Below are 21,867 nucleotides of genomic sequence, written 5' to 3' on the forward strand. Positions count from 1 at the left end.
TGAAAATTGGATGCGCCGATAGCTTCATATACTAAATTTTACCACAAAAGCGCATTTCAGGATGCAGTCATCTTTTTCACAAAAAAATAACCCAAGCCCATATGCTGAACAGGCTCAGGTTGTTTCCGTTCATGTTTCTTCTTGTCTTTCCAGCCATCCCGCGACAACCGCCTCTGCCTCCCGGTCCCTCCGCTCGATCTCCCCGCTTCGGGTCCAGTGCAAAAAGCGGTCGTCCAACAGCTCTGCCAAAATGGCGCGTTTGTTTGCCGGGCGAAGCTCATCCAGCGCGAGTACGCGGCGGCGCATTTTGCCCAAGAAGAGCGTGTAGTCCTCGTACTCCGGCCCGATCCACGCTTCCAGTTGGCGGCGCATTTTTTTCGCCAGGCCCGGGTTGTTTCCTCCGGTGGAGATGGCAACGGTCAGGTCGCCGCGCTCGACTACGGACGGAACCGTAAACGAGCACAGGTCGGGACGGTCTGCCACGTTGACCCACTGCTGCGGCCCGCACGCCTCATAGACGGCCAGGTTGACAGCCGGATCGCTGGTCGCCGCGATGACGAGCACGGCGTCCGCGACGTCTTCGGGGACGAACGGGCGCAGCCGGAGCGTCAGCTTGCCAGCTTGCTCCCATTCGCGGATCAACGCTGTGCAGGAGGGACTCACGACGCTGACGGCTGCCCCAGCGGCAAGCAGACTGGCGATTTTCCGCTCCGCGACTTGCCCGCCGCCGACGACTGCGCAGCGTTTGTTTTCCAGGTTGACCATCATGGCATACGGCCGCATCCGGCATCCCTCCTCCCAAAATGTTTCAGGCAACCAAGCGGATGGCTCCTCCGACCGCCTCATCCGCTTGCCCGCCTCGCCTGCCCTGGCTTACCCGGGAATCCCCTCGTTCAGACCGAGCGAAGCCTCGAACCAGTTAATCTTTTCCCGCATTTTCACGACGTCTCCGACGAGAATGATCGCCGGATTGGTGATATGGCTATTTTCTGCCAAGCGCTCCTCGATATCCGCCAACGTGCCTGTGACGACAGCCTGCTTTGGCAGCGTCCCCCAGGAGATGACGGCGACGGGCGTCTTCGGATCGCGGCCGTGCTTCATCAACTGCGTGCGGATGAGCGGCAGGTTGGCGACGCCCATGTAAAAAGCAACCGTGTCGATCCCGCCTGCCAGCGCCCGCCATTTTTCCACGGCCAGCTCCGGTTTGTCCTCGCGCAAATGCCCCGTCACCACGGCAAACGACGAGCCGTGATCGCGATGCGTCACCGGGATGCCCGCGTACGCCGAAGCGGCGATTCCTGCCGTCACGCCCGGCACGATTTCAAACGCGACGCCGCGCGTAGCCAGATACTCCGCTTCCTCTCCCGCGCGGCCAAAGACGCACGGATCGCCGCCTTTCAGCCGCACGACGACTTTGCCTTCCAGCGCCTTTGCGGCCAGCACCTCATTGATCGACTCCTGCCGCATCGTGTGATGATCGGGGAGCTTGCCGCAGTAGATGCGCTCCGCTGTCTCGGGCGCATGCGCGAGCAAAGCCGGATTCGCCAGCCGATCATAGACGACTACGTCTGCCTTTTGCAGACATTCCAGACCTTTTACGGTAATCAGCTTCGGGTCGCCTGGGCCTGCGCCGACGAGATACACTTTGCCTGCGCCGCTCATCGGTCGCTGACCCCCGCCGATGCGAATGTCGCCATCTCCCGAACCATTCGCGACGACGCCTCGACGATCGAAAACGCAACGGCCGCTCCGCTGCCTTCGCCAAGTCGCAGGTTTAAGTCGAGCAGCGGCTGTTTGCCGAGTACGTTCAGCACAAAAGCGTGCCCCGGCTCCTGGGAGCGATGCCCGGCAATCAGGTAGTCTGCGACCGCAGGCGCAAGCCGCACGGCCAGCAGTGCCGCCACGGTGGCGATAAAGCCGTCCAAGAGCACCGGAACGCGCCGCGAAGCCGCGCCGATCATCGCGCCTGCCATCGCGCCGATCTCCAACCCGCCTACTTTTGCCAGGACGTCCAGCGGTTCGTTGGCATCCGGGCGATGCAGGGCGAGCGCCTCGCGCACGACCGCTTTTTTGCGCTGCCAGCCCGCATCGTCCAGTCCTGTGCCGCGGCCGACGATCTCGTCCGGGTCCGCCCCGGTCAAGGCAGACAGGATTGCGCTGCTCGCCGTCGTGTTGCCGATTCCTACTTCTCCGACGATCAGCACCTTGGCGCCTTCGTCGATAATCTGCTCTGCCAGCTCGATGCCGACCGCGAGCGTGCGCTGCGCTTCGTCAGCGGACATGGCGGCTTCCTTCAGCATGTTGCCCGAGCCTGCCCTGATTCTTCTGTTGATGACGCCTGGCGCCTCGACCTCTACTGCCACGCCGACATCGACGAACTTTTGCATCGCGCCGATTTGCCGTGCGAAAACGTTGATGCCCGCGCCGCCGTTCACCAGATTCAAGAGCATTTGCGCCGTCACCTCTTGCGGGTAGGCCGACACTCCTTCTGCGGCCACCCCGTGATCGGCGGCAAAAACGAGTACGCCCGGCGGCGTGACGACCGGAAACGTCTCGCCCGTCATCGCGGCCAGCTCGACGGCCAGCTCCTCCAGACGTCCCAGACTGCCCAGCGGCTTTGTCAGTTGATCCACATGCTGTCTCGTTTGCTCACTCGCTTCCTGGTTTCGCGGCGCAATCGCCGGAAATCGCTTTTCCAAGCCTGCCATCATCTACGCACCTCTTTTTCCTGATAAGCCTTCATCTGTTCTTCAATCGCATCCAACCGCACATGACGGCGTACCGTATCCGCCAAGAGATCGTAGCCCTGCTCGCGAAGCGCCACGAAAGATGGGCGCTCTGTGATCGGCGCAAGCCCTTTTTTCGCGCGAATCGCGTTCAGCAAGAGCGTGCGGAAGCGGTCGTTGTGGAACAGTCCGTGAAAATACGTCCCGATCAGCCGGCGTTCCTCGTGACAGTAGCCTTCTGCCCGATCTCCCATCTGAATAAAAGGACATTCGCTCTTGGCATAAACGGATTGGCCCATGTGAATCTCGTAGCCTTCGAGCGTAAGCTGTTCTCCGGCGAATGTGGCTTCCCCGCGGGACAGCACCGTCGTTTTCTTCTGCTCCATCGTCGTCACCATCGGAATCAGGCCCAGCCCGTCAAGCTGTTGCAGCGGCGACTCCACACAAGCCGGGTCCAGAATCGACTCGCCGAGCATCTGATAGCCGCCGCACAGGCCGACCACGTACGACTTGCCTTGCAGATGCAGCTTTTTCACCGCCTCGGCCAGTCCCGTCTCGCGCAAAAATTGCAAGTCTTCCAACGTATTTTTGCTGCCGGGCAGCACGATCAGGTCCGGCTCGCCCAACTCTTCCAGCCGGGTCACAAAGCGCAGACGGCAGTCCGGCTCCACAAAAAACGGGTCGACATCCGTAAAATTGGAGATGCGCGGGTAGCGCAAGACGGCAATATCCAGCTCGCGCGGCGTCTCCCGCTTGCCCTGGTAACGGTGCAAAATGAGCGAATCCTCCGCGTCGATCCACAAGTCGGGAATAAACGGCACCACGCCAAGCACAGGCTTGCCTGTGTACTGCTCGAACCAGTCCAGACCTGGCTGCAACAGCGTCAGATCGCCGCGAAAACGATTGATGATGACGCCAATCACCCGGTCGCGGTCCTTGGGTTCAAGCAGTTGCAGCGTGCCGACGAGGCTGGCAAACACGCCGCCGCGCTCAATGTCCGCCACCAAAATGACCGGAGCGTTCGTCAGGCGGGCAACCCGCATGTTGACCAGCTCGCGGTCGTTCAGGTTGATCTCCGCCGGACTGCCCGCTCCTTCGATGACGATGCGCTCGTAAGCGGCAGCAAGCCGCTGATACGACTCCTGAATGATGCGCAGTCCCTCGTCGTAAAAATCCGTCCGATACGCCATCGCTTTCATGTTGGCGTACGGCTCGCCGTTCACCACGATCTGCGACTCCGAATCCCGCGTCGGCTTGATGAGGATCGGATTCATGTCGGTCGTGGCGAGAATGCCCGCCGCCTCCGCCTGAACGCCCTGTGCCCGCCCGATTTCTTTTCCGTCCAGCGTCACATAGGAATTGAGCGCCATGTTTTGCGACTTGAACGGCGCCGTTTTGTAGCCGTCCTGGGCAAAAATGCGGCAGAGCGCTGTCGCGATCGCACTTTTTCCGGCATCGGAGCTGGTTCCCTGAATCATCAGCGGGAGCGCTTTAGGCACGGGAGGCCACCTCCGCGCACAAACCGAGCCAGCGCTTCACCAGCGCCGGGTTGGAGCCGAAATGCAAATGCGTGTACCCCGCGACGAGATTGTCCCTGGCAAAGCCCTCCGGCTTGGTGCCGCGCAGCCCTTTTGTCTCGTAGGCCGCAGGGAGCTGCTCGTCGGTGGCATAGGTCGAATAGTGGAACTCGTGGCCTTTTGCCTGTTCCTCTGGACCGATCAGGAAGTTGCCCTCCTTGCCGCGCACCTCGCGATAGCCGAGCGCCGCCCATTTTTTTTGCATCGTCACCTTGCCGGGGATGAGTCCGACCATCGGATAGCTCTCCCCGTCTGTCGTCACAATCGCCTCGGTCAAAAACATGAATCCGCCGCACTCGGCCAAGGTCGGCAAGCCTTTTTTGACCGCCTGGCGGAACGATTCCTTCACCGCCTCGTTTTGCGACAGCTCGGCGGCAAACTCCTCCGGGAAGCCTCCCCCGATGTACAAGCCGTCCGCTGCTTCCGGTACGCCCTCCCCCGCAAGCGGCGAGAAAAAGGCCAGCTTCGCGCCGTACGCTTGCAGCAGCTCCAGATTTTCCGGATAGTAAAAATGGAATGCCGGGTCTTTCGCTACGGCAATCGTGACGTCGAAAGCCGCCTCGCGCGGTGCGAACAGCTTCGGCTCCACTTGCAGCGGCTCGGCTTTGGCCAGCTCCCAGACCAGGTCCAGGTCTACCGTCTCCCCGATCAGGTCAGCCAGCTTGGCAAACAGCGGCGCCAGCTCGCCGCGCTCCACAGACGGCACAAGCCCCAGATGGCGCTCGGGAATTTCCAGCTCATTTTCCCGCTTCAGGTAGCCGACGACCGGAATCCCGCACTCCTGCTCAATCGCGGCCTTGACGATTTTGTGGTGGCCTTCGCTGCCGACCTTGTTCGCGATCACTCCGACGATTTTCGCCTGCGGATTGAGCAACTGGAAGCCTTTTACAATCGCAGCCGCACTGCGCGCCATGCTCTGGCAGTTGACGACGAGCAATACAGGCGATCCGGTCAAAATGCTGATTTCGGCCGTGCTGCCCTTGTCGCTGGTCGCTTCCTTGCCGTCGTACATGCCCATGACGCCTTCGATGATCGAAATATCCGCGCCGTCGCTGCCGCGGACAAAAATCTCCTTCACGACGTCGTGCTCCAGCATGAAGCTGTCCAGATTGCGCGACGCTCTGCCCGTCACCGCGGTATGGTAAGTCGGGTCGATGTAGTCAGGACCGCACTTGAAGCCTTGCACCATATAGCCTTTGCGGATCAGGGCAGCCATCAGCCCGATGGTTACCGTCGTTTTCCCCGCTCCGCTGCCTGTTCCGGCGATTACGATACGGCGGCTGTCCATCATGCGCGCTCCTCCTTATGATAGGGCATCAGGGCGACCGAAATGGTGACGTTGCCCGACTTTTTCTTGGTCAGCACCAGCTCGTCGACGCCTGCGTACAGCTTGGCCGCAGGCTCGCTCACCCCGTACGCTCCCGTAAACTTGAACACCGTCTCGGACGGCTCGCTGATTTCCACCTGGTTCAGCTCCTGTGGTGAGTACCAGACGAACGGCCAGCCGTATTTCTCGCATACGGCGAGCAACCCGGCCTCGTCTTTTTTCAGCTCGATGGTAACCAGCGCCTTGACGCTCTTGAGCGAAAATTGCAGTTCGTCCAGCGTCTCGCGGATGACCGCCTCGATCTCCTCCGCAGACGTTCCCCGGTTGCAGCCCATCCCCAACACGATCACCTTGGGGCGGTACAGGACGCCGTTGTCCAAAATCGGCTGTTCCTCCGGCGCAAGCAGGCGGTGAGTTACGACGAGGGCCGCGTGCGGCTTGGCAGCCTGTGCTTCGGCGATGCTCGCATACTCCCTGATCGACGGCGGCATCGGCGTGTCGTGCATCCACCAGTCGCGTTCGCCGGATTCGTTGACGACCGCTACGTGTTCCTCGTTGACGACCGAGGCGCTCACAGGCGTCAGCTTGTCGGCAGAGTCCCACTCCCAGCCAAAACGGCGACCGAACAAATCGACCGGAATCGTCTTCTGCACGTCGGACGCGGTCGTGATGATCGGGCGGGCGCCCATGACCGCCGCCACTTCGCGGGCCAGCTCATTGGCCCCGCCCAGATGGCCGGACAGCACGCTGATGACGTTCTCCCCCCGGTCGTCGACGACAACGACGCCCGGGTCTTTCTTTTTGTCTTCGAGCAGCGGCGCGATCATGCGCACGACCGCCCCGAGCGAAATGATGACAATCAGCCCTTTGTACACAGGCCACAGCGCCGGAAACAGCATCCGCACGCTGTTGGAAAAAAGCTGGATGCCGCGCGCTTCCTCATCCCCGCGCGCGAACTTGCTCATGTAGTACAGGTCTGTCCCGGGAAATTTTTGCGCCAGATCGCGGGCCATCTCGACCCCGTGCTTCGTGATGGCGACAATCGCGTAATCGCCCTGCTGACGGATGACAGGAATTTCTCCTTCGACCAGTTCGATTATCATTCTTTCACACCTTTTCTGTACCCGTGCGTGAAGGTTTTATCGTACAGCCTGGAACGGTATTGCTCGCTTTTTTCGTGAATGTCCGGGTCCAAAGCCCAGCCGGCCAAAATCATCGCGTGCTTGCGAATCCCTTTTTTGCCCATGTCTTCGTCCAGGTTTTTCAAGGTCGTGCGCACGATCAACTGATCCGGCCAGCTCGCCCGCTGCACGACAGCGACGGGCGTATCCTCGCTCCAGCCCGCCTCGATCAGCTCGCGCACCACTTTTTTCGTCAAAGTCGCGCTGAGGTACAGAGCCAGCGTGCAATGATGCTCCGCGAGTGAGCGCAGCTTTTCCCTGTCTGGCACAGGCGTGCGTCCTTCCGCGCGGGTGAGGATCAGCGTCTGGGTCAGCTCGGGAATCGTCAGCTCCGCACCGACCGCCGCTGCCGCCGCAAACACAGAGCTTACGCCCGGCACGATTTCCACCTCGATGCCTTCTGCCTTCAACAGCGCGATCTGCTCCATGATCGCCCCGTACACAGACGGATCGCCCGTATGCAGGCGCACGACCGTTTTGCCTTTGCTGATCCGGTCCACCATCAGCGCCACCATTTCTTCCAAGGCCATGCCGGAGCTGTGCAGCACCTCAGCGTCAGGGTTGCCGAGCGCCACCAGCTCTTCGTTGACGAGCGAGTCGGTGTACAAAATCACGTCTGCCTTTTGCAAAAGCTTCAAGCCTTTTACGGTAATCAAGTCAGGGTCGCCGGGACCCGCTCCCACTATGTACAGTTTCATCCCTTTTTCACCACCATCAGTGTAAGATAGCCAAGCTCTGCCCGCTCCAGCTCGCGCATGTCCGTCCAGACCATCTCTTCGGAAGAGGTGACCTTTGTCGCGACGGCGGCTTTGTCTCTGAGTCCCATTTCTTGCAGCAAACCGATTATCATCGGCAGCACTTTCGCTACCTTCAAAAACACGACGGTATCGTGGTTCTCAAGCGCTTTGCGCATCGCTTCCCGGTCTTCTGTCGCCGGAATAATTCCGATCTGCTCGTCGCCGTCCGCAAGCGGCAGGTTGAAGCGCGAAGCTGCTCCGAGAAACGAGGATACGCCCGGCACGGTCACCACAGGCACTTCCGGGTGCGCGTCGTGCATCACCCGCATCATGTGGATAAACGTGCTGTAAAACATCGGATCGCCTTCCGTCACGAACGCGACGTCTTTTCCCTCGGACAGACGCTCCCAGACGATTTCCACCGTTTTGTTCCACTCGCGCTCCAAAATTTCCTTGTCCCGCGTCATCGGGAACACCAGTCCGAGCATTTCTTTTTCTGACTGCTGCACGTACAGCTCGGCGATTTGGTGCGCGTAGCTTTTGCTGCCCATCCGCTTTTTCGGGTACGCGATCACCGGAGATTGCTGCAACAGGCGGAATGCCTTGACAGTAATCAGCTCCGGGTCGCCTGGACCTACGCCCAGCCCGTACAATGTTCCGATCTTGCTCACTTGCTGTCTCCCCCTTGTTCCTCTGTCTGTTTGGCCCAGGCCGTGATGATGTAGATCGGATTCAACGCCTCAAACCGCGTCAGAGACAAAATCGGCTTGCTGCGCGACAACTGCGCCAATGTCACCGATGTTTCAAAGCCTTCGTCTGCAAAAGCTTGCGTCGCTTCGTACAGCGTCTCGATTGTCGCGGCGTTGACCACGATTCGGCCGCCCGGACGCAGACGCGTGCAGCAAATATGCAAAAGCTCGCGCAATTCCCCGCCGCTGCCGCCGATGAACACGGCATCCGGATCCGGGAACTCGTCCAGTCCTTGCGGCGCGCGCGCATGCACAACGGTCAAATCCGTGCGAAACTTCGCCATGTTCTGGCGGCAGTTTTCCAAATCGTCCGCGTTTTTCTCCACGGCGTACACTTCGCCTTCCCGCGCGATCCGCGCCGCCTCGATGGCGACAGAGCCTGTGCACGTGCCGATGTCCCAGACGATGCTTTTTATGTGCAGTTGCAGTTGGGCGATGCTTACAATGCGCACTTCTTTTTTCGTAATCAGTCCTTTGTCCGGCTTGCGCTGGGAAAACTCTTCATCCGCGATTCCAAACGGCCAGACCGGGCCTGGACGGCGTTTTTTCAAAATCACGACATTCAGATCGGAAAAGACGCCATCTGCCATTTCCTCCAGCGTGTACCAGCCCGTCCGCTCCTCGGCGCTGCCCAGGTTCTCGGCCACGAACGCCTCGTATTCCGTCATCTGAAACGACAGCAAATAACGGGCGATAGCCGCTGGCGAGTTTTCCCGGTCGGTGAGCAGTGCGACCTTTTCCTTCCCGTCGATGCGCTGCGCCAGTCCCTTGATACTGCGGCCGTGCACGCTGACGAGCGCCGCATCCTGCCACGCCTCGCCCATTTTGGCGAAAGCGAGCTGAATGGAGCTTAGGTGCGGGTAAATTTCCACGTTCAGCTTTTTCGCCAGCAAGCTGCCGATCCCGTAAAAGAGCGGATCGCCCGAAGCGAGAATGACCGTCTTGCGCGTCTCGGAGCGCAGCTCCTCCACCATCGCGGACAAGCCGCCTTTCAGCACCCGTTTTTCCCCTTTGTACTCCGGAAAAAAGCCCAGATGCCGCTCTCCGCCGACCAGAAGCTCGCTCTCTTCAATCCAGGTCCGGTACAACGGCAGCAGGCTTTGCTGTCCGTCATCCCCGATCCCGATCACTTTCATCGCTTGTGTCATTGATCGTCACCCTTCCCAACAGGGACCCTTTCATAGTAATGATGATGGTTTCTACCTCCATACCGCCGCCCACTTCCTTCAGGGCTGCCCGGCAACAGTTCGCGCACATGATCTCGAAAAAGGCAGGCGTATCTGCCATCAGATCGCCAACCTGCGAGGCCGTGTTCGCGGTGAGTATCTCGCGGGTCCGCTCCTGCGGCGCGCCCGCCTCTTCTGCCATCTGGGCGAGAAAGCCGAAGTCGACAGGGGCGCTTTTCGAGTGGACCATCATGACGCCCTGCGCCACTTTGGAAAACTTGCCCATCATTCCAACCAAGGTCACCTTGCGCATGTTTCGGTTCTTGCATTGCTTGAGCGCAAAACCGACAAAGTCTCCCATTTCCACGAACGCTTCCTCGGACAGCTCCGGGTAGGTGGCGATCCCGAACGATTCGCTCTTGCCGCCCGTGGACAGGACGATGTGGTCGCAGCCCGCCTCCTTGGCGACGTTGATCGCTTGCGCCACGCTCGCTTTGTAGGCAGAAGTGGAAAACGGCACCACGATTCCGCGCGTCCCCAAAATAGAGATGCCGCCGAGTATGCCGAGTCGTCCATTCAATGTTTTTTTGGCGATTTCCTCGCCTGCAGGCACGGAAATGACGATTTTGATCCCGCGCTTTGTTCCGTACTCATCGAGCACCGCCTGCGCGGTTTCCCGAATCATTTTGCGCGGGACGGGGTTAATCGCCGCTTCTCCGATCGGAACAGGCAGCCCTGGCTTGGTCACCCGACCGACACCAACGCCGCCGTCCAGTATAATGCCAGGCTCATCGGACCATTCCACGGTGGAGAGAATCAGCGCACCGTGGGTCGCATCCGGGTCGTCGCCGCCGTCCTTGATCGTGCCCGCCGTCGCTTTTTCCGGCGAAAATTCGCAGCTCTCCATCCGAAACGTCACGTCCTCGCCTATCGGCAGGCGGATGGTCGCCTCTGACTGCGGCTCCTGGGTAATCAGCGCGATCAAAGCAGCCTTGGTCGTCGCCGTTGCGCATGCTCCCGTTGTATAGCCGTGGCGGAGGGGTTTTGCCTCTTTTTCGTCCGACGCTGCTTTGGCTGCCATCTCTTTTATCCCAACCGTTCCGCCATGATGGAAATGGCATTCAATGCAGCTACTGTCACAGGGCTTCCGCCTTTGCGCCCGATGTTCGTAATGAACGGAATATCGAGCTTCGCCAGCTCTTCCTTGGACTCTGCCGCAGAGACGAAGCCGACTGGCATCCCGATCACAAGACCTGGCTTCGCTTCGCCTTCCTTGACCATGCGGATCAGCTCCAGGAGCGCTGTCGGCGCGTTGCCGATGCAGAAAATGCCGCCGTCTGCTTCCTTCACCGCTTTGCGCATGGAAATGATCGCGCGCGTCGTGTTGAGGCGTTTCGCTTCTTCCATGACGTCGCGGTCGGAGATGTACACCTTCACTTGGCCGCCGAACTTCTCGATCCGGTTTTTGCTGATGCCGACCTGAACCATTTGCACGTCCGCGACGACGATTTTGCCGCTGCGGATCGCTTCAATGCCGGATTGGACAGCATCCGGGTGGAAGACGAGACTGCGTCCGAGGTCAAAGTCTGCGGAAGCGTGGATGACGCGCTGCACGACAGGAAATTGTTCGGCGGTAAAAGGATGCTCGCCTAGCTCATCGGTAATGATCTGAAAGCTCATGTCCTCGATCTCTTGCGGTTGTACAGTCAAAGGCTTGAATTCCGTCTTGAAATCCATGGTTGGTTTCCTCCAGTCAGTTGTTTGGGGTAGGTGCTCATTGCATGCACACGGCCTGGCGCTTATAGAACGACCGCTTTGAGCTGGTTCAGCACGCTTTCGTAATCGGAAAACTTGGTCCCGTAGTCGATTTTCGGCCGGCCGATGACGATGGTTTCGATGCCCATTTCCAGCGCCGCTTCCACCTTTTCGTCAAATGCGCCGACCTTGCCGCTCTCCTTCGTAATCATCAGCGTCACGCCGTAGTGGGCGTAGAGCGCTTTGTTCAGCTCCTTGGAAAAAGGCCCTTGCATCGCGACGATGTTTTTTTGCTCCACGCCGAGCTCCTCGCATTTTTGCATGTTGTCGAGGCGCGGCAGCATCCGGGCGACCAAAGTCGTATCCGGCAGGCCCAAGAGGCGATCCGTGAACGTTTTCAGCGTCTTGCTGCCTGTCGTCAGCATGATGACCCCGCGCTTTTCAGCGGCAAGCTCAGCCGCCTGCACGTAATCCTCGACGACGATCAGCTTTTCGCTGCCTGGCGCAGCGAGGCTTTCCCGCTCGTAGCGGATGTACGGCACACCTGCGCCCTGCGCGCCAGCCATGGCGTTTTTCGAGGCTTCCTCGGCAAAAGGGTGGCTTGCGTCTACCACGCACCGCACGCCTTTTTCCCGGATCAACTGCTGGATGTCGTCCGCGCTCAAGCGTCCGACCTGGACAGGCACGCCTGCCTCTTCCATGCTTTTCGCAGCGTTGTCCGTTACGACCGTCGTCAGCAGGTCGTAGCCGTTTTCCTTGATTAACAGGGCCAATTCGCGGGCGTCGCTCGTTCCAGCCAGTACCAGAATCATGCTGTGTCTCCTCCTACTTCGATACGTGGTCGTGTTTATGCTCATGCTTGTGGTCATGGTCGTGGTCATGGTGATGGTCGTGAGCGTGGTGATGATCGTGACCATGGTGGTGCTCGTGGTCGTGGTCATGATCGTGATGATGACCATGGTGGTGATGATGGTGATGGTGACCATGACCGTGCTCGTCGTCATGATGGTGGTGGTGATGGTCGATGTGCTCCATCGCTGCCAGCCTGTACTGACAGGTGTCGCAGTTCAGCTTCACTTCCCCGTGCAGCGCTTCCTCGATCCGGTCCTTCATCACTTCTTTTAACAGCGGGTGGAAGCCGAAATACTCAGCCATCTCAAACTGGGCTTCCGGGTATTGCTGGCGGAACTTTTCCAGTTGATCGCTCATCCGCTTAATCAGCACGCCGGTAAACAGGAAGTACGGCAAGAGCACGATCCGCTTCGCGCCGAGCTTCAGGCAGCGCTCCACGCCCTCGTCGTAGAGCGGATAGGTCACGCCCATGAAAGCCGTCTCTACCCAGCGCGCCTTGTAGCGCTCCCAGAACAGGCGGGACATTTTGTAAATATCGCTGTTGGCGTCCGCGTCGCTGCTGCCGCGCCCGATCACGAGCACTGCCAGGTCGTCGTGGTCTTCGCCGGAGGCAAAGCCCGCTTCCGCCATCCGTGTAGACAGGATGTTGATGACTTCCTCGTGAATGCCGATCGGACGGCCGTAGATGAACTGCACGTGCGGATGCAGCTCCTTCGCCTCGTCGATTGCCGCCGGAATGTGGATTTTCGCGTGTCCCGCAGAGAACAGGATGATCGGAATGACCGCCACCCGCGTAGCGCCGCGAGCGACGCACGTATTCAAGCCTTGCAGCATGTCTGGGCGCGCAAACTCCAGAAAGCACGTCTCGATGATCGGCACATCCAGCTCTGGCGCAAGCGAAGCGACAAACTGCCGGATTTCTTCGTTGCCTTCCGGGTCCTTGCTCCCGTGTCCTACAAATAATACCGCGTCCATTTCGTTTCCCCCTCGTATTTGTTCGAACAACCGATCAATCTCCGCAAGCGGCGTTCTCGATTTCCGCCTTGGCCGGTTCGTACCAGGCGTAGCCTTCCAGTTCGCCTACCCGTTGGAAAAACTTGTGGAAGCGTTCGTTCGGAAATGCCTCTTTTTTGAATCGATTCACGATTCGCTCGACAATCGGCACGATATCCTCCTTGTCGATGCCTTCCGCGACCGGAATGCCGGAGTGCGCATTGCGCCCGACTGTTTTCGCGCCCAGGAACAGGTCGAACTTGCCTTTGCGGAACACGATTCCGATATCTTCCTGAACCGCTCCGTAGCAGGCCATTCCGCAGCCGTTGAAGCCGATTTTCAGCTCCTTCGGCATTTCTTTTCCGCCCAGTCTTCGGTGCAGCTCCTCCGCATACGGAATGCTGTCTTTTTTCTCGCCGTCGCAAAAATCGCACGCTTTTACCTGCAACACGTCTCCGATCGGACTGAGGATCAGCCCAAGCTCGCGCAGTCGGCCTGTAATGCTGTCAGGGTCGGCAGTCGGCACGCGCAAAATCATCTGGTGGTGCGGCGTGTATTCGATCTCGCCCTTTTCACCCGCCACCTCGGCAATGGCCATCATTTGCTGCGGCGTAATTTTTTTGTTGGCGACGCCTGGACTGACCGCAAATTCGAAAATCATTTCCGGCTGAAACGCCGAGGCTGGACGCACGTTGCTTGCTGTGGCAGGCGTCGTTTCGATGCCTTTGGCTGCATGGATCGCATTCAGCGCCTGCATCGCCCATTCGAATGGCGGACGCTCTGCTTCGGGCTTTGCTGTCTCCACCTTTTGTTCGACTGGCGGCGCTTCCAGAACAGCCGTACTGGTCGCCGTGCCGGAAAACGCCGCTTCCGGCGCCGTTGGCTTCGCAGCTTCCCCAGCCAGCACAGGGCGCTCGCTCGCAGGCTCGGCTGGCTTGGCCGCAGAGGCGTTGACGCTTTCGCCGCTTGCTTCGAGCGACCACGGTTCGTTTTCCACGCGCAGGCGCTGGTGCGGCTTCAGCGGCTGCTCATCCGCAGACAGCGTGTACTTGCGCTGATAGCCGCGCGGCGTAATCATTTTGCCATCGTAGACAAACGTCGAAGAGTTCCCGATAATGACCGTCGTCAGCATGCCGATGTCGTGCTCGAGCATTTGCGCAAGCGTCGTCACGACAACCGTCTCGCGCTCGCGGTAGGCACTCTTCACGATACCGACAGGGGTATCTGGCGAGCGGTATTGCAGCAGAATGCGCTGCGCCTCGACGATCTGCCGCGTCCGCCTGCCGCTGCGCGGGTTGTACAGCGCAATGACAAAGTCGGCCATCCCGGCTGCGTCAATCCGTTTGGCAATCAGCTCCCACGGCGTCAAGTGGTCGCTTAAGCTGATCGTGCAGGCGTCGTGCATAATCGGAGCGCCGAGGATCGCGCCACAGGAGTTGATCGCCGAGATGCCCGGCACGATTTCGATCGGAACGCCTGTCGCTTCTGTCCAGCCTTTTTCCACCAGCACCTCGTAGACCAGTCCCGCCATCCCGTAGACGCCGGAGTCGCCGCTGGAGATGACCGCTACTTTTTTGCCTTCTTCCTCGGCCTGACGCACCGCCTCGCGCGCACGCGTCACTTCCTCCGTCATCCCGGTGCTGACGATCTCCTGGTTGGTCAAAAGTCCGCGGATCAAATCCACGTAAGTCGAATAGCCGATAATGACGTCCGACTCTTGCAGTGCCTCCCGCGCCCGCTTGGTGATATGCTCAAAACTTCCTGGGCCAAACCCGATCACAAACAACTTGCCGCTCATACGGCCCCTCCCCTTTCCATTGCCTGCGTGTCGCAGGCAGCCGTTATCTCGTTCGTTCTCATTTCTTCCGTTGTCTTACGCTTCGTTTCAAGTGCCGCCCTATATAAAAGCAATGGCAGCCGCAATCGCCAGGCACACGAGCAGGCACAGCAAGGAGGTGAGATACATCAGCCGAATCGTCGCCATAATATCCGCCGCAGCCAACGGCCGATGCGCATCCCCGAGCCGCGCCCGGTTGGAAGGCACTCCCTGGTAGTAGTTGAGCCCGCCAAGTTGCACGCCCAGCGCGCCAGCCACTCCCGCTTCCGGCAGCCCGCTGTTCGGGCTCGGGTGCAGATGCGCGTCCCGGCGAATCATCGCCCAGCACTGTCGCCAATCCAGCCGCTGCAGCCCGCTTGCGATTACCAACAGCAATGCCGTCAGCCGGGCGGGTATGTAGTTCATCGCGTCGTCGAAGCGGGCGGACGCCCAGCCGAGATTTTTGTACATTTCGTTTTTGTAGCCGACCATCGAGTCCAGCGTGTTGGCTGCCCGGTACGCCATCGCCAGCGGCGCGCCGCCAATCGCGGCATAGATCAGCGGGGAAACGATCGCATCGACGATGTTTTCCGCCACCGTCTCCACGGCCCCCCGGCAAATCTCCGGTTCGTCCAGTTGATCCGTATCGCGGCCGACCACCATCGACAGAGAGCGCCTCGCCGCTGCCATGTCCCCGGCGAGCAGGTGGCGGGCGATCTCCAGTCCCGCGTCCGCGAGTCCTTTTGTGGCAATCGTCGTGGAGATGAGCCACGCGCTCAACACCCACGAGAGCAGCGGATGAATGAACGCCGCTCCCCATAACAGCAGCCAGACGACCGCGTAGCTGCCTGTGACGATCAACAGCGGGAGCAGGACGCCAGCCAGCTTCAGTTGCGATTCCCGCTTGACTGCCGCGCGAATTACCCGTTCCAGCCGCGTAATCCACCAGCCGATCATGACCACCGGATGCGGCAGGCTGCGCGGGTCGCCGACCACCCGGTCAATCACGTATGCCGCGCACAATATCCATACTTCTGTCATGTTGTCCCTCTCTTTAAACCTTCCAGCCGTAGTCTTCGCCAGCGTCGCCCGTCCCATTGCGCCAGCAGGGCCTCTCCGTGCCCTACGCCATCTACGTGCCAATATCGCTTAGGGTCGTTTTCCAGCCAAACCGCCTGAAACCAGCGAATCACTCCCCCGTGCGCGACGCAAACCGTAGTCTCGTCCGCAGCCGCTTGCCGCTGCTCCAAAAGCTTGCGCAGCCAGCCGTCCACCCGGTGCCCCAGTTCCTGCAAGCTCTCGCCATTCGGCGGACTGCAGCGATACGGGTCGTCGTACCAGCGGACAGCCCGCTCGGCATCCGAGCGCATCAGCTCCTCGTAGGTCAAAAGCTCCCAGTCGCCAAACGACAGCTCGCGCAAAGCCGGGACGGAAATGATCGGCAGCCCCCACTCGTCTGCCAGCGGCCGGGCCGTTTGCGTGCAGCGGAGCAAATCGCTTGCGTACAGCGCGACAGGCCGTTTTAGTTGCTGCGACAATTGCCGCGCCAGCTCGCGCGCCTGCTGCTCCCCCTTTTCGTTCAATGGAATGTCGCTATGCCCGAGATATTTGCGCTCCCGATTGCTGTCTGTCTCCCCGTGCCGTATCCAGATCAACTTCATGTCCACCAGCTCCCGACCAGTACGAGCAGCATGACCGCCTCGCCGCTCTCGATAGCTGCTCCGTAGCAGTCTCCGTTCAGGCCGCCGAGCTTGCGGGCGACCGAGCGGGAAAACAACAGCACGAACAAAAGCGAGACGACCATTGCCGCGACGACCTGCAAACCTCCGGCGAACCAGCCAGCCGCGGCGAGAACGATGTATCCGGCGGCGATGGCGACAGGCGACAGCCCTGCACTGATGCCTTTGCCGATCCCTTTTTCCTGCGATAAATACGGCCACAGCCGAATCGACAGCAGCACATGTGTCCGCGCTATGGCAGGAACGAATACGAGGCGCACACCCCAGCCAGGATGCGCAAGCTCCGCGACGGCCCCTGCCTTGAGTAAAAGTAGCAAGATCGCGGCTAAAACCCCCATCGCGCCCACGCGGCTATCTTTCATGATCGCGAGCACTTGCTCTTTTGGCCGGCTGCTTCCCAGTCCGTCCGCCAAATCCATCCAGCCGTCCAGATGCAGTCCGCCTGTGATGTACACCCAGACAGCGAGCGTCAGCACGGCGGACAGCCACGGGCTAAAGAGCACAAGCCCCGTCTGGTGGACTCCCCATAGCAAAATACCTATGACCAGCCCGACTGCCGGATACCAGTTGACGCTTTTTTTCCACGCCTCGTCGGACGGGCGCAGCCACGGAACCGGAATCCGGGTGAAAAAGGCGATCGCGTGCCAAAATGCATTCATCCTTTGATCCTCCACGGGATTCCGGCCATGACCGCGTAGACCTTCTCTGCCTGACGCGCAGCCCGCTGGTTGACGTCGCCCAGCGCGTCTGCGAACCAGCGGCCGAGCCGATTCATGGCGACACCGCCCAGCCCGACCTCGCTTGTGACCGCAATCACTTTTTGCGGGGAGCGCCGGACAAGCCCAAGCCACGCCTCTGCCTCCGCAAGCAGCGCCTCTGTGTGCGCCTCGCTTCGCCACTCTGCTTCCTCGACGCTCATCAGCCGATTGCTCACCCACGTCGACAGGCAATCGATCAGCACGACGTCGTAAGGTGTGCTAGCAGGCTCGTAGTCGCACAGCCGCTCGCCGACCTCCACGCTGCCCCACTGCTTCGGCCGCCGCTCCTTGTGCCGCTCGATCCGCTGCCGCATTTCCTCGTCCCACGCCTGACCCGTCGCCACGTACAGGACGCGCTCTCCGGCCTGTTGCGCCAGTTCTTCCGCAAAGCGGCTTTTTCCCGAGCGCACGCCGCCTGTCACCAGCACAAGACTCATCGCTCCCCGCTCCCTTCGCTGTGTACCTCGCGCAAGGCCGCGATCAAGCGCGCATTGTCTTCTGGCCCGCGAACGGCGATGCGCACGTCATGCGCCGTCAATCCGGGATACATGGCGCAACTGCGAATCAGCACGCCTTTTTTGCCGAGCCGCTCTTGCAGTTGTGCGGCTGGCAAGCCCTCCGGCGAGCGAAGCAGCAAAAAGTTCGCCTCCCCCGGCCAGACCTTCCAGCCCAGCTCCCCGCGAATAAACGCGACCAGGCCAGCGCGCTCCCTGGCGACCAGGCTGCGTGTCCGCCGCTCGTACTCATGCTCTTGCAAGCACAGCTCCCCCGCCAAAAGCGCAAGCGCATTCACGCTCCAGCTCACCTGCTTCGCGCGCATTTTCGCAATCGCGTCAGGCTGGGCGATCGCGTATCCGAGACGCAAGCCGGGGATCGCGTACATTTTCGTCATCGACCGCAGCAAAATGACGCGGGGAAAGCGCTCCAGCCGACTTGCCAGCGTAAACTGGCGGCTTTCTTCCACAAAATCGAGAAACGCCTCGTCCACGACCAGCCACGTATCGGTCTGGGCCGTCCAGTCCGCCATCTGCAACAGCTCCTGTGGCTCATACAAGATGCCAGTCGGATTGTTCGGCGAGCCGACAAACACCAGATCAGCCTGTTCGAACAGACGGTACAGCTCGGCGCTGTCGGCCTTGTAGCCGTTCTCTTCTTTTCCGTAGCAGCCGATGACGGTTGCGCCAAACTGCTCGGAAAGCTCTGCATATTCCGAAAAGCAAGGATAAATCACGCCGACTGTTTGCGGCTGCAGCCCGAGAATCGCGAGCGCCATCGCTTCTGCCGCTCCGTTCGCAGGCAAAAGCCATTCCTTTGGCAACTGCAACCGCTGCGCCAACGCCCGGCGAAACTGGCGATGCCCAGGGTCCGGGTAACGCAGCACGGCAGACAGCGAGGCCAAAAGCATCTCGCGCACGCTGTCCGGCATGCCCAGCGGGTTAATATTGGCACTGAAATCAAGGAATTGGCCCGGCTCCATCCCAAAGCGGTCCGCTGCCGTCAGCAAATCTCCGCCGTGGCCGTACGCTTCCAGTACGTTCATCAAAACTCTACCCCCAGCACCGCTGGTATTCCTTCATCGTAGTAATGCTTGATCGGCTTCATCTCTGTCACGAGATCGGCCATGTCGATGATTTCCTGCTTGGCGCTCCGCCCCGTCACGACCAGATGCACATGGCTCGGCCTGTTTTGAATCGCTTCCAAAACGTCCGCGAGCGGCAGCACGTCCGCAATCGGAAAACGGTCGATCGCCAGCGCATTGTTCAGCTCGTCGAGAATGACGACATCGTACTCGCCCGAAGCGAGCTTTTCCCGGGCGAACGCCCACGCTTCCTGCAGCGCCGCGCGATGCTCCTCCGGCGTCTTCGTCCAGGTGAAGCCTACGCCTTTTTGCACGATTTCGATGCCCAGCTTGTCGAAGATGATTTTCTCTCCGTACGTGCGCTCCGGCGACTTGATGAACTGGATCATGATGACCTTTTTGCCTCGTCCAGTCGCGCGCACAGCCAGCCCCACCGCGGCTGTTGTCTTTCCTTTGCCGTCTCCGGTGTAGACCAAAAACAGGCCCCGCTTGTTGCTCAAGTACGCTCACCCCCAAAATAAACTGTAGGCCCCGTTGCCCATCCCTAATAATTTTCGGAGGCACAGCGCTCCAAAAATGCAGTTTAGGCTCCGTTGCCTATTTCAAATGTTTTCCATAGCCTCGTTATTTACCTGACTGAAAAAGTGAAGAGTTTGCCGATTTGCTTCCTGTTTCGCTTTCCGCGTACAAAAAAACGCCTTGTTTCCCCAAACCTCCAAGGAAAACAAAGCGCGGATAGCCGACTGCAACAATCCTCACCTCATCCTTTGACCCGAAGGAAATCAGTGGACATCAAAACAGGCAGGTCTCCTGGCTCAAGGATCTTCGCTCTTCTTCCTCCTTCCCGCACGCTGGCGTGCAGTGGATGGCGCCGTTGCCAAGAAGAAGAGCTCCTCTTTTACAGTGGCGGGACCGCGTTGGCTTTTCACCAAACTTCCCTTTTAACCTCGCATTCGCAAACTATCGCTTGCGAAAAACAAGGACCTGTTTTTCTACCATATTCAAATGTCGTTCTTTTCTATGACAAGCACTTGCTTTAATAATAGCAAATGCTACCGGGGATTCAAGCAAAAGCTGCGGATAGGAACATACTGGGCATTGATCTTTGTTTTGTGAACTAATTATTTGTACACAAATCTTTTGTGTGCGTGTTATCTTATTCTTACATCGATTTCCAATAAAATATTTGGAGGTACATATGGATCGGATTGAGGATTGCTATGGGTTTCTTCTCGGGAAGGCGTATCAAAAAATCTGGCAAATGGAAAAGGCCAAATTATCGCCGTACGGGATTACTCCCGTGCAGTTTGTTCTATTACATGCGCTATGGGAAAAAGATGGCCAAAAAGGTGTGGAATTGGGTAGTCGGCTTCGCTTGGATGGAGCAACCATCACGGGGGTGCTCGATCGACTGCAAAATATGGGGCTCATCGAGCGTCGTTCCGATCCCAATGATAGCCGGACGAACTTGATTTTTCTGACTCCGCGAGGCAAGGAATTGGAACAACCTCTGAATCAGATCAGTGACGAAGTGAATCAAGAAGCGATGTCCATATTCAGTGAAGAAGAAGCGAAATTATTCAAAAACATGCTGACCAGATTGGGATTAAACTCATAAGGAGTGCGTTGAGCCTGTGAAGAGCAAAGTGCATTACGCGTGGATCATTTTATTTGTCACCTTTTTCGCATTGTTGGCTGTGCAAGGAGCAAGACTTTCTTTCGGAGCATTTATTGAACCTTGGGAGAATGGCTTTGCCGCGGATCGAGGTACCATTTCTCTCATCTCCACATTGAGTTTTGTCATTTATGGCATATCCCAACCAATAGCAGGCAGGTTGATTGACCGCTTTGGTGCCAGGTCCATTCTCTTAGGCAGCACACTTCTGGTTGGTCTGAGCATTTTTTCACGCAATGGGTAACTTCCCTCTGGCAATTGTTTATTCTCTATGGTGTCTTCGCTTCCATTGGTGTTGGAGGTGCCTCCAATGTAGCCGCAACCATTATGGTCACAAATTGGTTCAATAAAAGGCGTGGACTCGCATTCGGAGTAATAGAGGCTGGCTTTAGCGTAGGCCAAATGGTAGTTGTGCCAGCCTCACTGTTTTTCATACAGTGGTTTGACTGGAAAATGGCTGTTGCGGTATTGGGTCTCTTTTTACTGATCGTGGTATTTCCCGTCATGATGTTTCTTCTGAAGAATCATCCTGCCGAAAAGGGGTTGCAACCGATAGGAGGTCGCCACAGATTGCAGATGAAAGACAACAAATACATCCTTCCAGCCGGCAACCGGTCAGGCGGATATTTCCAACCAAAGCTTTCTGGTTTCTGATTTTGCCATTTTTCATCTGCGGATTCACCACTACCGGCTTAATGGACACGCACCTCATTCCCTTTGCCTAACGAAACCAGCGAGCTTACAAAAAGTCCGCCATGATGATTTCCAGGTCAAACGGAGTGATTCCCTCGTCCATGGAGAAAACCGTGTCCGCCTCATCCGCCCGGTCAGTCAGCGTGCCTCTCGCTTGCGCATGAAGCGTGAACAGCTCATAGAGAGTGGGCTTCACCAGCGAGGTGAGCGCCCTTCCCATCCACTCCACGCCGCCTCCGTTCGCCTCTACGTTATTGACAAACCGGGGGTGGGAGCGCAGCGCGATGTCCGTCCAGATCACTTTTCGCTCCGCCAGATCGAGAATGACCGGGATGCAGATCGTAGAGCGTGAAGCGAGGTCGATCTTGTCCTGCACCGTCTGCGGTTCAAAAATTTCCCCCGACTGTGGAGCCTTGCGTATCATCCAGCCCGCATAACATTCGGGCAAATCGCAATAGGGCTGACTGTTGAGACTCCCACGGCTAAAGCCGCAAGCCTTCCACCTTGCGGTGTACGGGTGGGATTCTTGAATGACTAAGCGTTC

The 21,867-nt window shown here is 58.8% G+C and carries 21 protein-coding genes, 2 pseudogenes and 1 riboswitch; of the genes and pseudogenes, 2 read left to right on the forward strand and 21 right to left on the reverse strand.

Annotated features, from left to right (window positions below; all coding sequences use genetic code 11):
* Positions 1–129: 129 nt before the first annotated feature.
* From AC3WJN_RS12140 to cobO, 20 genes are all read right to left on the reverse strand, one after another.
* Positions 130–783, reverse strand: a complete 654-nt coding sequence (locus tag AC3WJN_RS12140; RefSeq protein WP_327953288.1) for a precorrin-2 dehydrogenase/sirohydrochlorin ferrochelatase family protein — start codon at positions 781–783, stop codon at positions 130–132.
* A gap of 90 nt (positions 784–873) precedes the next feature.
* Complete coding sequence (gene cobA, locus AC3WJN_RS12145; RefSeq protein ID WP_310670346.1) at positions 874–1,662, reverse strand: uroporphyrinogen-III C-methyltransferase; 789 nt, start codon at positions 1,660–1,662, stop codon at positions 874–876.
* A complete protein-coding gene (gene cobT / locus AC3WJN_RS12150) occupies positions 1,659–2,711 on the reverse strand; it encodes a nicotinate-nucleotide--dimethylbenzimidazole phosphoribosyltransferase (protein ID WP_007785801.1) in 1,053 nt (350 codons plus the stop codon). The genes cobA and cobT overlap by 4 nt, the downstream gene beginning before the upstream one ends.
* Entirely contained in the window at positions 2,708–4,225 is a 1,518-nt protein-coding gene (locus AC3WJN_RS12155; protein WP_492329271.1) for a cobyric acid synthase, read from the reverse strand. Before AC3WJN_RS12155 ends, cobT begins: the two co-directional genes overlap by 4 nt.
* Complete coding sequence (locus AC3WJN_RS12160; RefSeq protein WP_290426620.1) at positions 4,218–5,594, reverse strand: cobyrinic acid a,c-diamide synthase CobB; 1,377 nt, start codon at positions 5,592–5,594, stop codon at positions 4,218–4,220. Before AC3WJN_RS12160 ends, AC3WJN_RS12155 begins: the two co-directional genes overlap by 8 nt.
* Positions 5,591–6,733: a cobalt-precorrin 5A hydrolase gene (locus tag AC3WJN_RS12165; RefSeq protein WP_290426619.1), complete on the reverse strand. Its 1,143-nt coding sequence runs from the start codon at positions 6,731–6,733 to the stop codon at positions 5,591–5,593. The genes AC3WJN_RS12160 and AC3WJN_RS12165 overlap by 4 nt, the downstream gene beginning before the upstream one ends.
* Positions 6,730–7,509, reverse strand: coding sequence for a precorrin-4 C(11)-methyltransferase (cobM, locus tag AC3WJN_RS12170; protein ID WP_492329272.1), 780 nt, complete (start codon positions 7,507–7,509; stop codon positions 6,730–6,732). The genes AC3WJN_RS12165 and cobM overlap by 4 nt, the downstream gene beginning before the upstream one ends.
* The gene (cobI, locus tag AC3WJN_RS12175) at positions 7,506–8,219 is read right to left on the reverse strand and encodes a precorrin-2 C(20)-methyltransferase (protein ID WP_007785810.1); all 714 of its coding nucleotides are present in this window, start codon (positions 8,217–8,219) and stop codon (positions 7,506–7,508) included. The genes cobM and cobI overlap by 4 nt, the downstream gene beginning before the upstream one ends.
* On the reverse strand, positions 8,216–9,445 hold the full coding sequence (cbiE, locus tag AC3WJN_RS12180) for a precorrin-6y C5,15-methyltransferase (decarboxylating) subunit CbiE (protein ID WP_290426617.1): 1,230 nt from the start codon (positions 9,443–9,445) through the stop codon (positions 8,216–8,218). Before cbiE ends, cobI begins: the two co-directional genes overlap by 4 nt.
* Positions 9,408–10,544, reverse strand: coding sequence for a cobalt-precorrin-5B (C(1))-methyltransferase (locus tag AC3WJN_RS12185; RefSeq protein WP_007785812.1), 1,137 nt, complete (start codon positions 10,542–10,544; stop codon positions 9,408–9,410). The genes cbiE and AC3WJN_RS12185 overlap by 38 nt, the downstream gene beginning before the upstream one ends.
* Positions 10,545–10,549: 5 nt before the next feature.
* On the reverse strand, positions 10,550–11,200 hold the full coding sequence (locus AC3WJN_RS12190) for a precorrin-8X methylmutase (RefSeq protein ID WP_007785813.1): 651 nt from the start codon (positions 11,198–11,200) through the stop codon (positions 10,550–10,552).
* Between the two features lie 62 nt (positions 11,201–11,262).
* The gene (cobK, locus tag AC3WJN_RS12195) at positions 11,263–12,030 is read right to left on the reverse strand and encodes a precorrin-6A reductase (RefSeq protein WP_005832000.1); all 768 of its coding nucleotides are present in this window, start codon (positions 12,028–12,030) and stop codon (positions 11,263–11,265) included.
* A gap of 13 nt (positions 12,031–12,043) precedes the next feature.
* Positions 12,044–13,045 carry a sirohydrochlorin chelatase gene (locus AC3WJN_RS12200; protein ID WP_007785817.1) on the reverse strand — a complete coding sequence of 334 codons (1,002 nt, stop codon included), beginning with the start codon at positions 13,043–13,045 and terminating at the stop codon, positions 12,044–12,046.
* 34 nt (positions 13,046–13,079) lie between these two features.
* Positions 13,080–14,861: a precorrin-3B C(17)-methyltransferase gene (gene cobJ, locus AC3WJN_RS12205; RefSeq protein WP_007785819.1), complete on the reverse strand. Its 1,782-nt coding sequence runs from the start codon at positions 14,859–14,861 to the stop codon at positions 13,080–13,082.
* Positions 14,862–14,960: 99 nt separating this feature from the next.
* Positions 14,961–15,920 carry an adenosylcobinamide-phosphate synthase CbiB gene (cbiB, locus tag AC3WJN_RS12210; protein ID WP_007785823.1) on the reverse strand — a complete coding sequence of 320 codons (960 nt, stop codon included), beginning with the start codon at positions 15,918–15,920 and terminating at the stop codon, positions 14,961–14,963.
* On the reverse strand, positions 15,917–16,540 hold the full coding sequence (locus tag AC3WJN_RS12215) for a histidine phosphatase family protein (RefSeq protein ID WP_005831994.1): 624 nt from the start codon (positions 16,538–16,540) through the stop codon (positions 15,917–15,919). Before AC3WJN_RS12215 ends, cbiB begins: the two co-directional genes overlap by 4 nt.
* On the reverse strand, positions 16,537–17,277 hold the full coding sequence (gene cobS, locus AC3WJN_RS12220) for an adenosylcobinamide-GDP ribazoletransferase (RefSeq protein ID WP_005831991.1): 741 nt from the start codon (positions 17,275–17,277) through the stop codon (positions 16,537–16,539). The genes AC3WJN_RS12215 and cobS overlap by 4 nt, the downstream gene beginning before the upstream one ends.
* Positions 17,274–17,813, reverse strand: a complete 540-nt coding sequence (cobU, locus tag AC3WJN_RS12225; RefSeq protein ID WP_005831989.1) for a bifunctional adenosylcobinamide kinase/adenosylcobinamide-phosphate guanylyltransferase — start codon at positions 17,811–17,813, stop codon at positions 17,274–17,276. The genes cobS and cobU overlap by 4 nt, the downstream gene beginning before the upstream one ends.
* A complete protein-coding gene (gene cobD / locus AC3WJN_RS12230; protein WP_007785829.1) occupies positions 17,810–18,916 on the reverse strand; it encodes a threonine-phosphate decarboxylase CobD in 1,107 nt (368 codons plus the stop codon). The genes cobU and cobD overlap by 4 nt, the downstream gene beginning before the upstream one ends.
* The gene (cobO, locus tag AC3WJN_RS12235; protein WP_005831984.1) at positions 18,916–19,455 is read right to left on the reverse strand and encodes a cob(I)yrinic acid a,c-diamide adenosyltransferase; all 540 of its coding nucleotides are present in this window, start codon (positions 19,453–19,455) and stop codon (positions 18,916–18,918) included. The genes cobD and cobO overlap by 1 nt, the downstream gene beginning before the upstream one ends.
* Positions 19,456–19,738: 283 nt before the next feature.
* Positions 19,739–19,958, reverse strand: a riboswitch (cobalamin riboswitch).
* Positions 19,959–20,153: 195 nt separating this feature from the next.
* Here cobO and AC3WJN_RS12240 point away from each other — a divergent pair.
* Together AC3WJN_RS12240 and AC3WJN_RS12245 are read left to right on the forward strand one after the other, a co-directional pair.
* Positions 20,154–20,573 (forward strand): MarR family winged helix-turn-helix transcriptional regulator, encoded by a 420-nt coding sequence (locus AC3WJN_RS12240; protein ID WP_310670352.1) that lies wholly within the window; start codon positions 20,154–20,156, stop codon positions 20,571–20,573.
* Positions 20,574–20,589: 16 nt separating this feature from the next.
* Positions 20,590–21,352: pseudogene (locus tag AC3WJN_RS12245) on the forward strand (MFS transporter); the annotation flags it as partial.
* A gap of 17 nt (positions 21,353–21,369) precedes the next feature.
* Here the strand turns inward: AC3WJN_RS12245 and AC3WJN_RS12250 are convergent.
* Positions 21,370–21,867: pseudogene (locus AC3WJN_RS12250) on the reverse strand (hypothetical protein); the annotation flags it as partial.

The sequence above is a fragment of the Brevibacillus sp. FW306-2-1A-C05A genome (genome assembly GCF_058781555.1).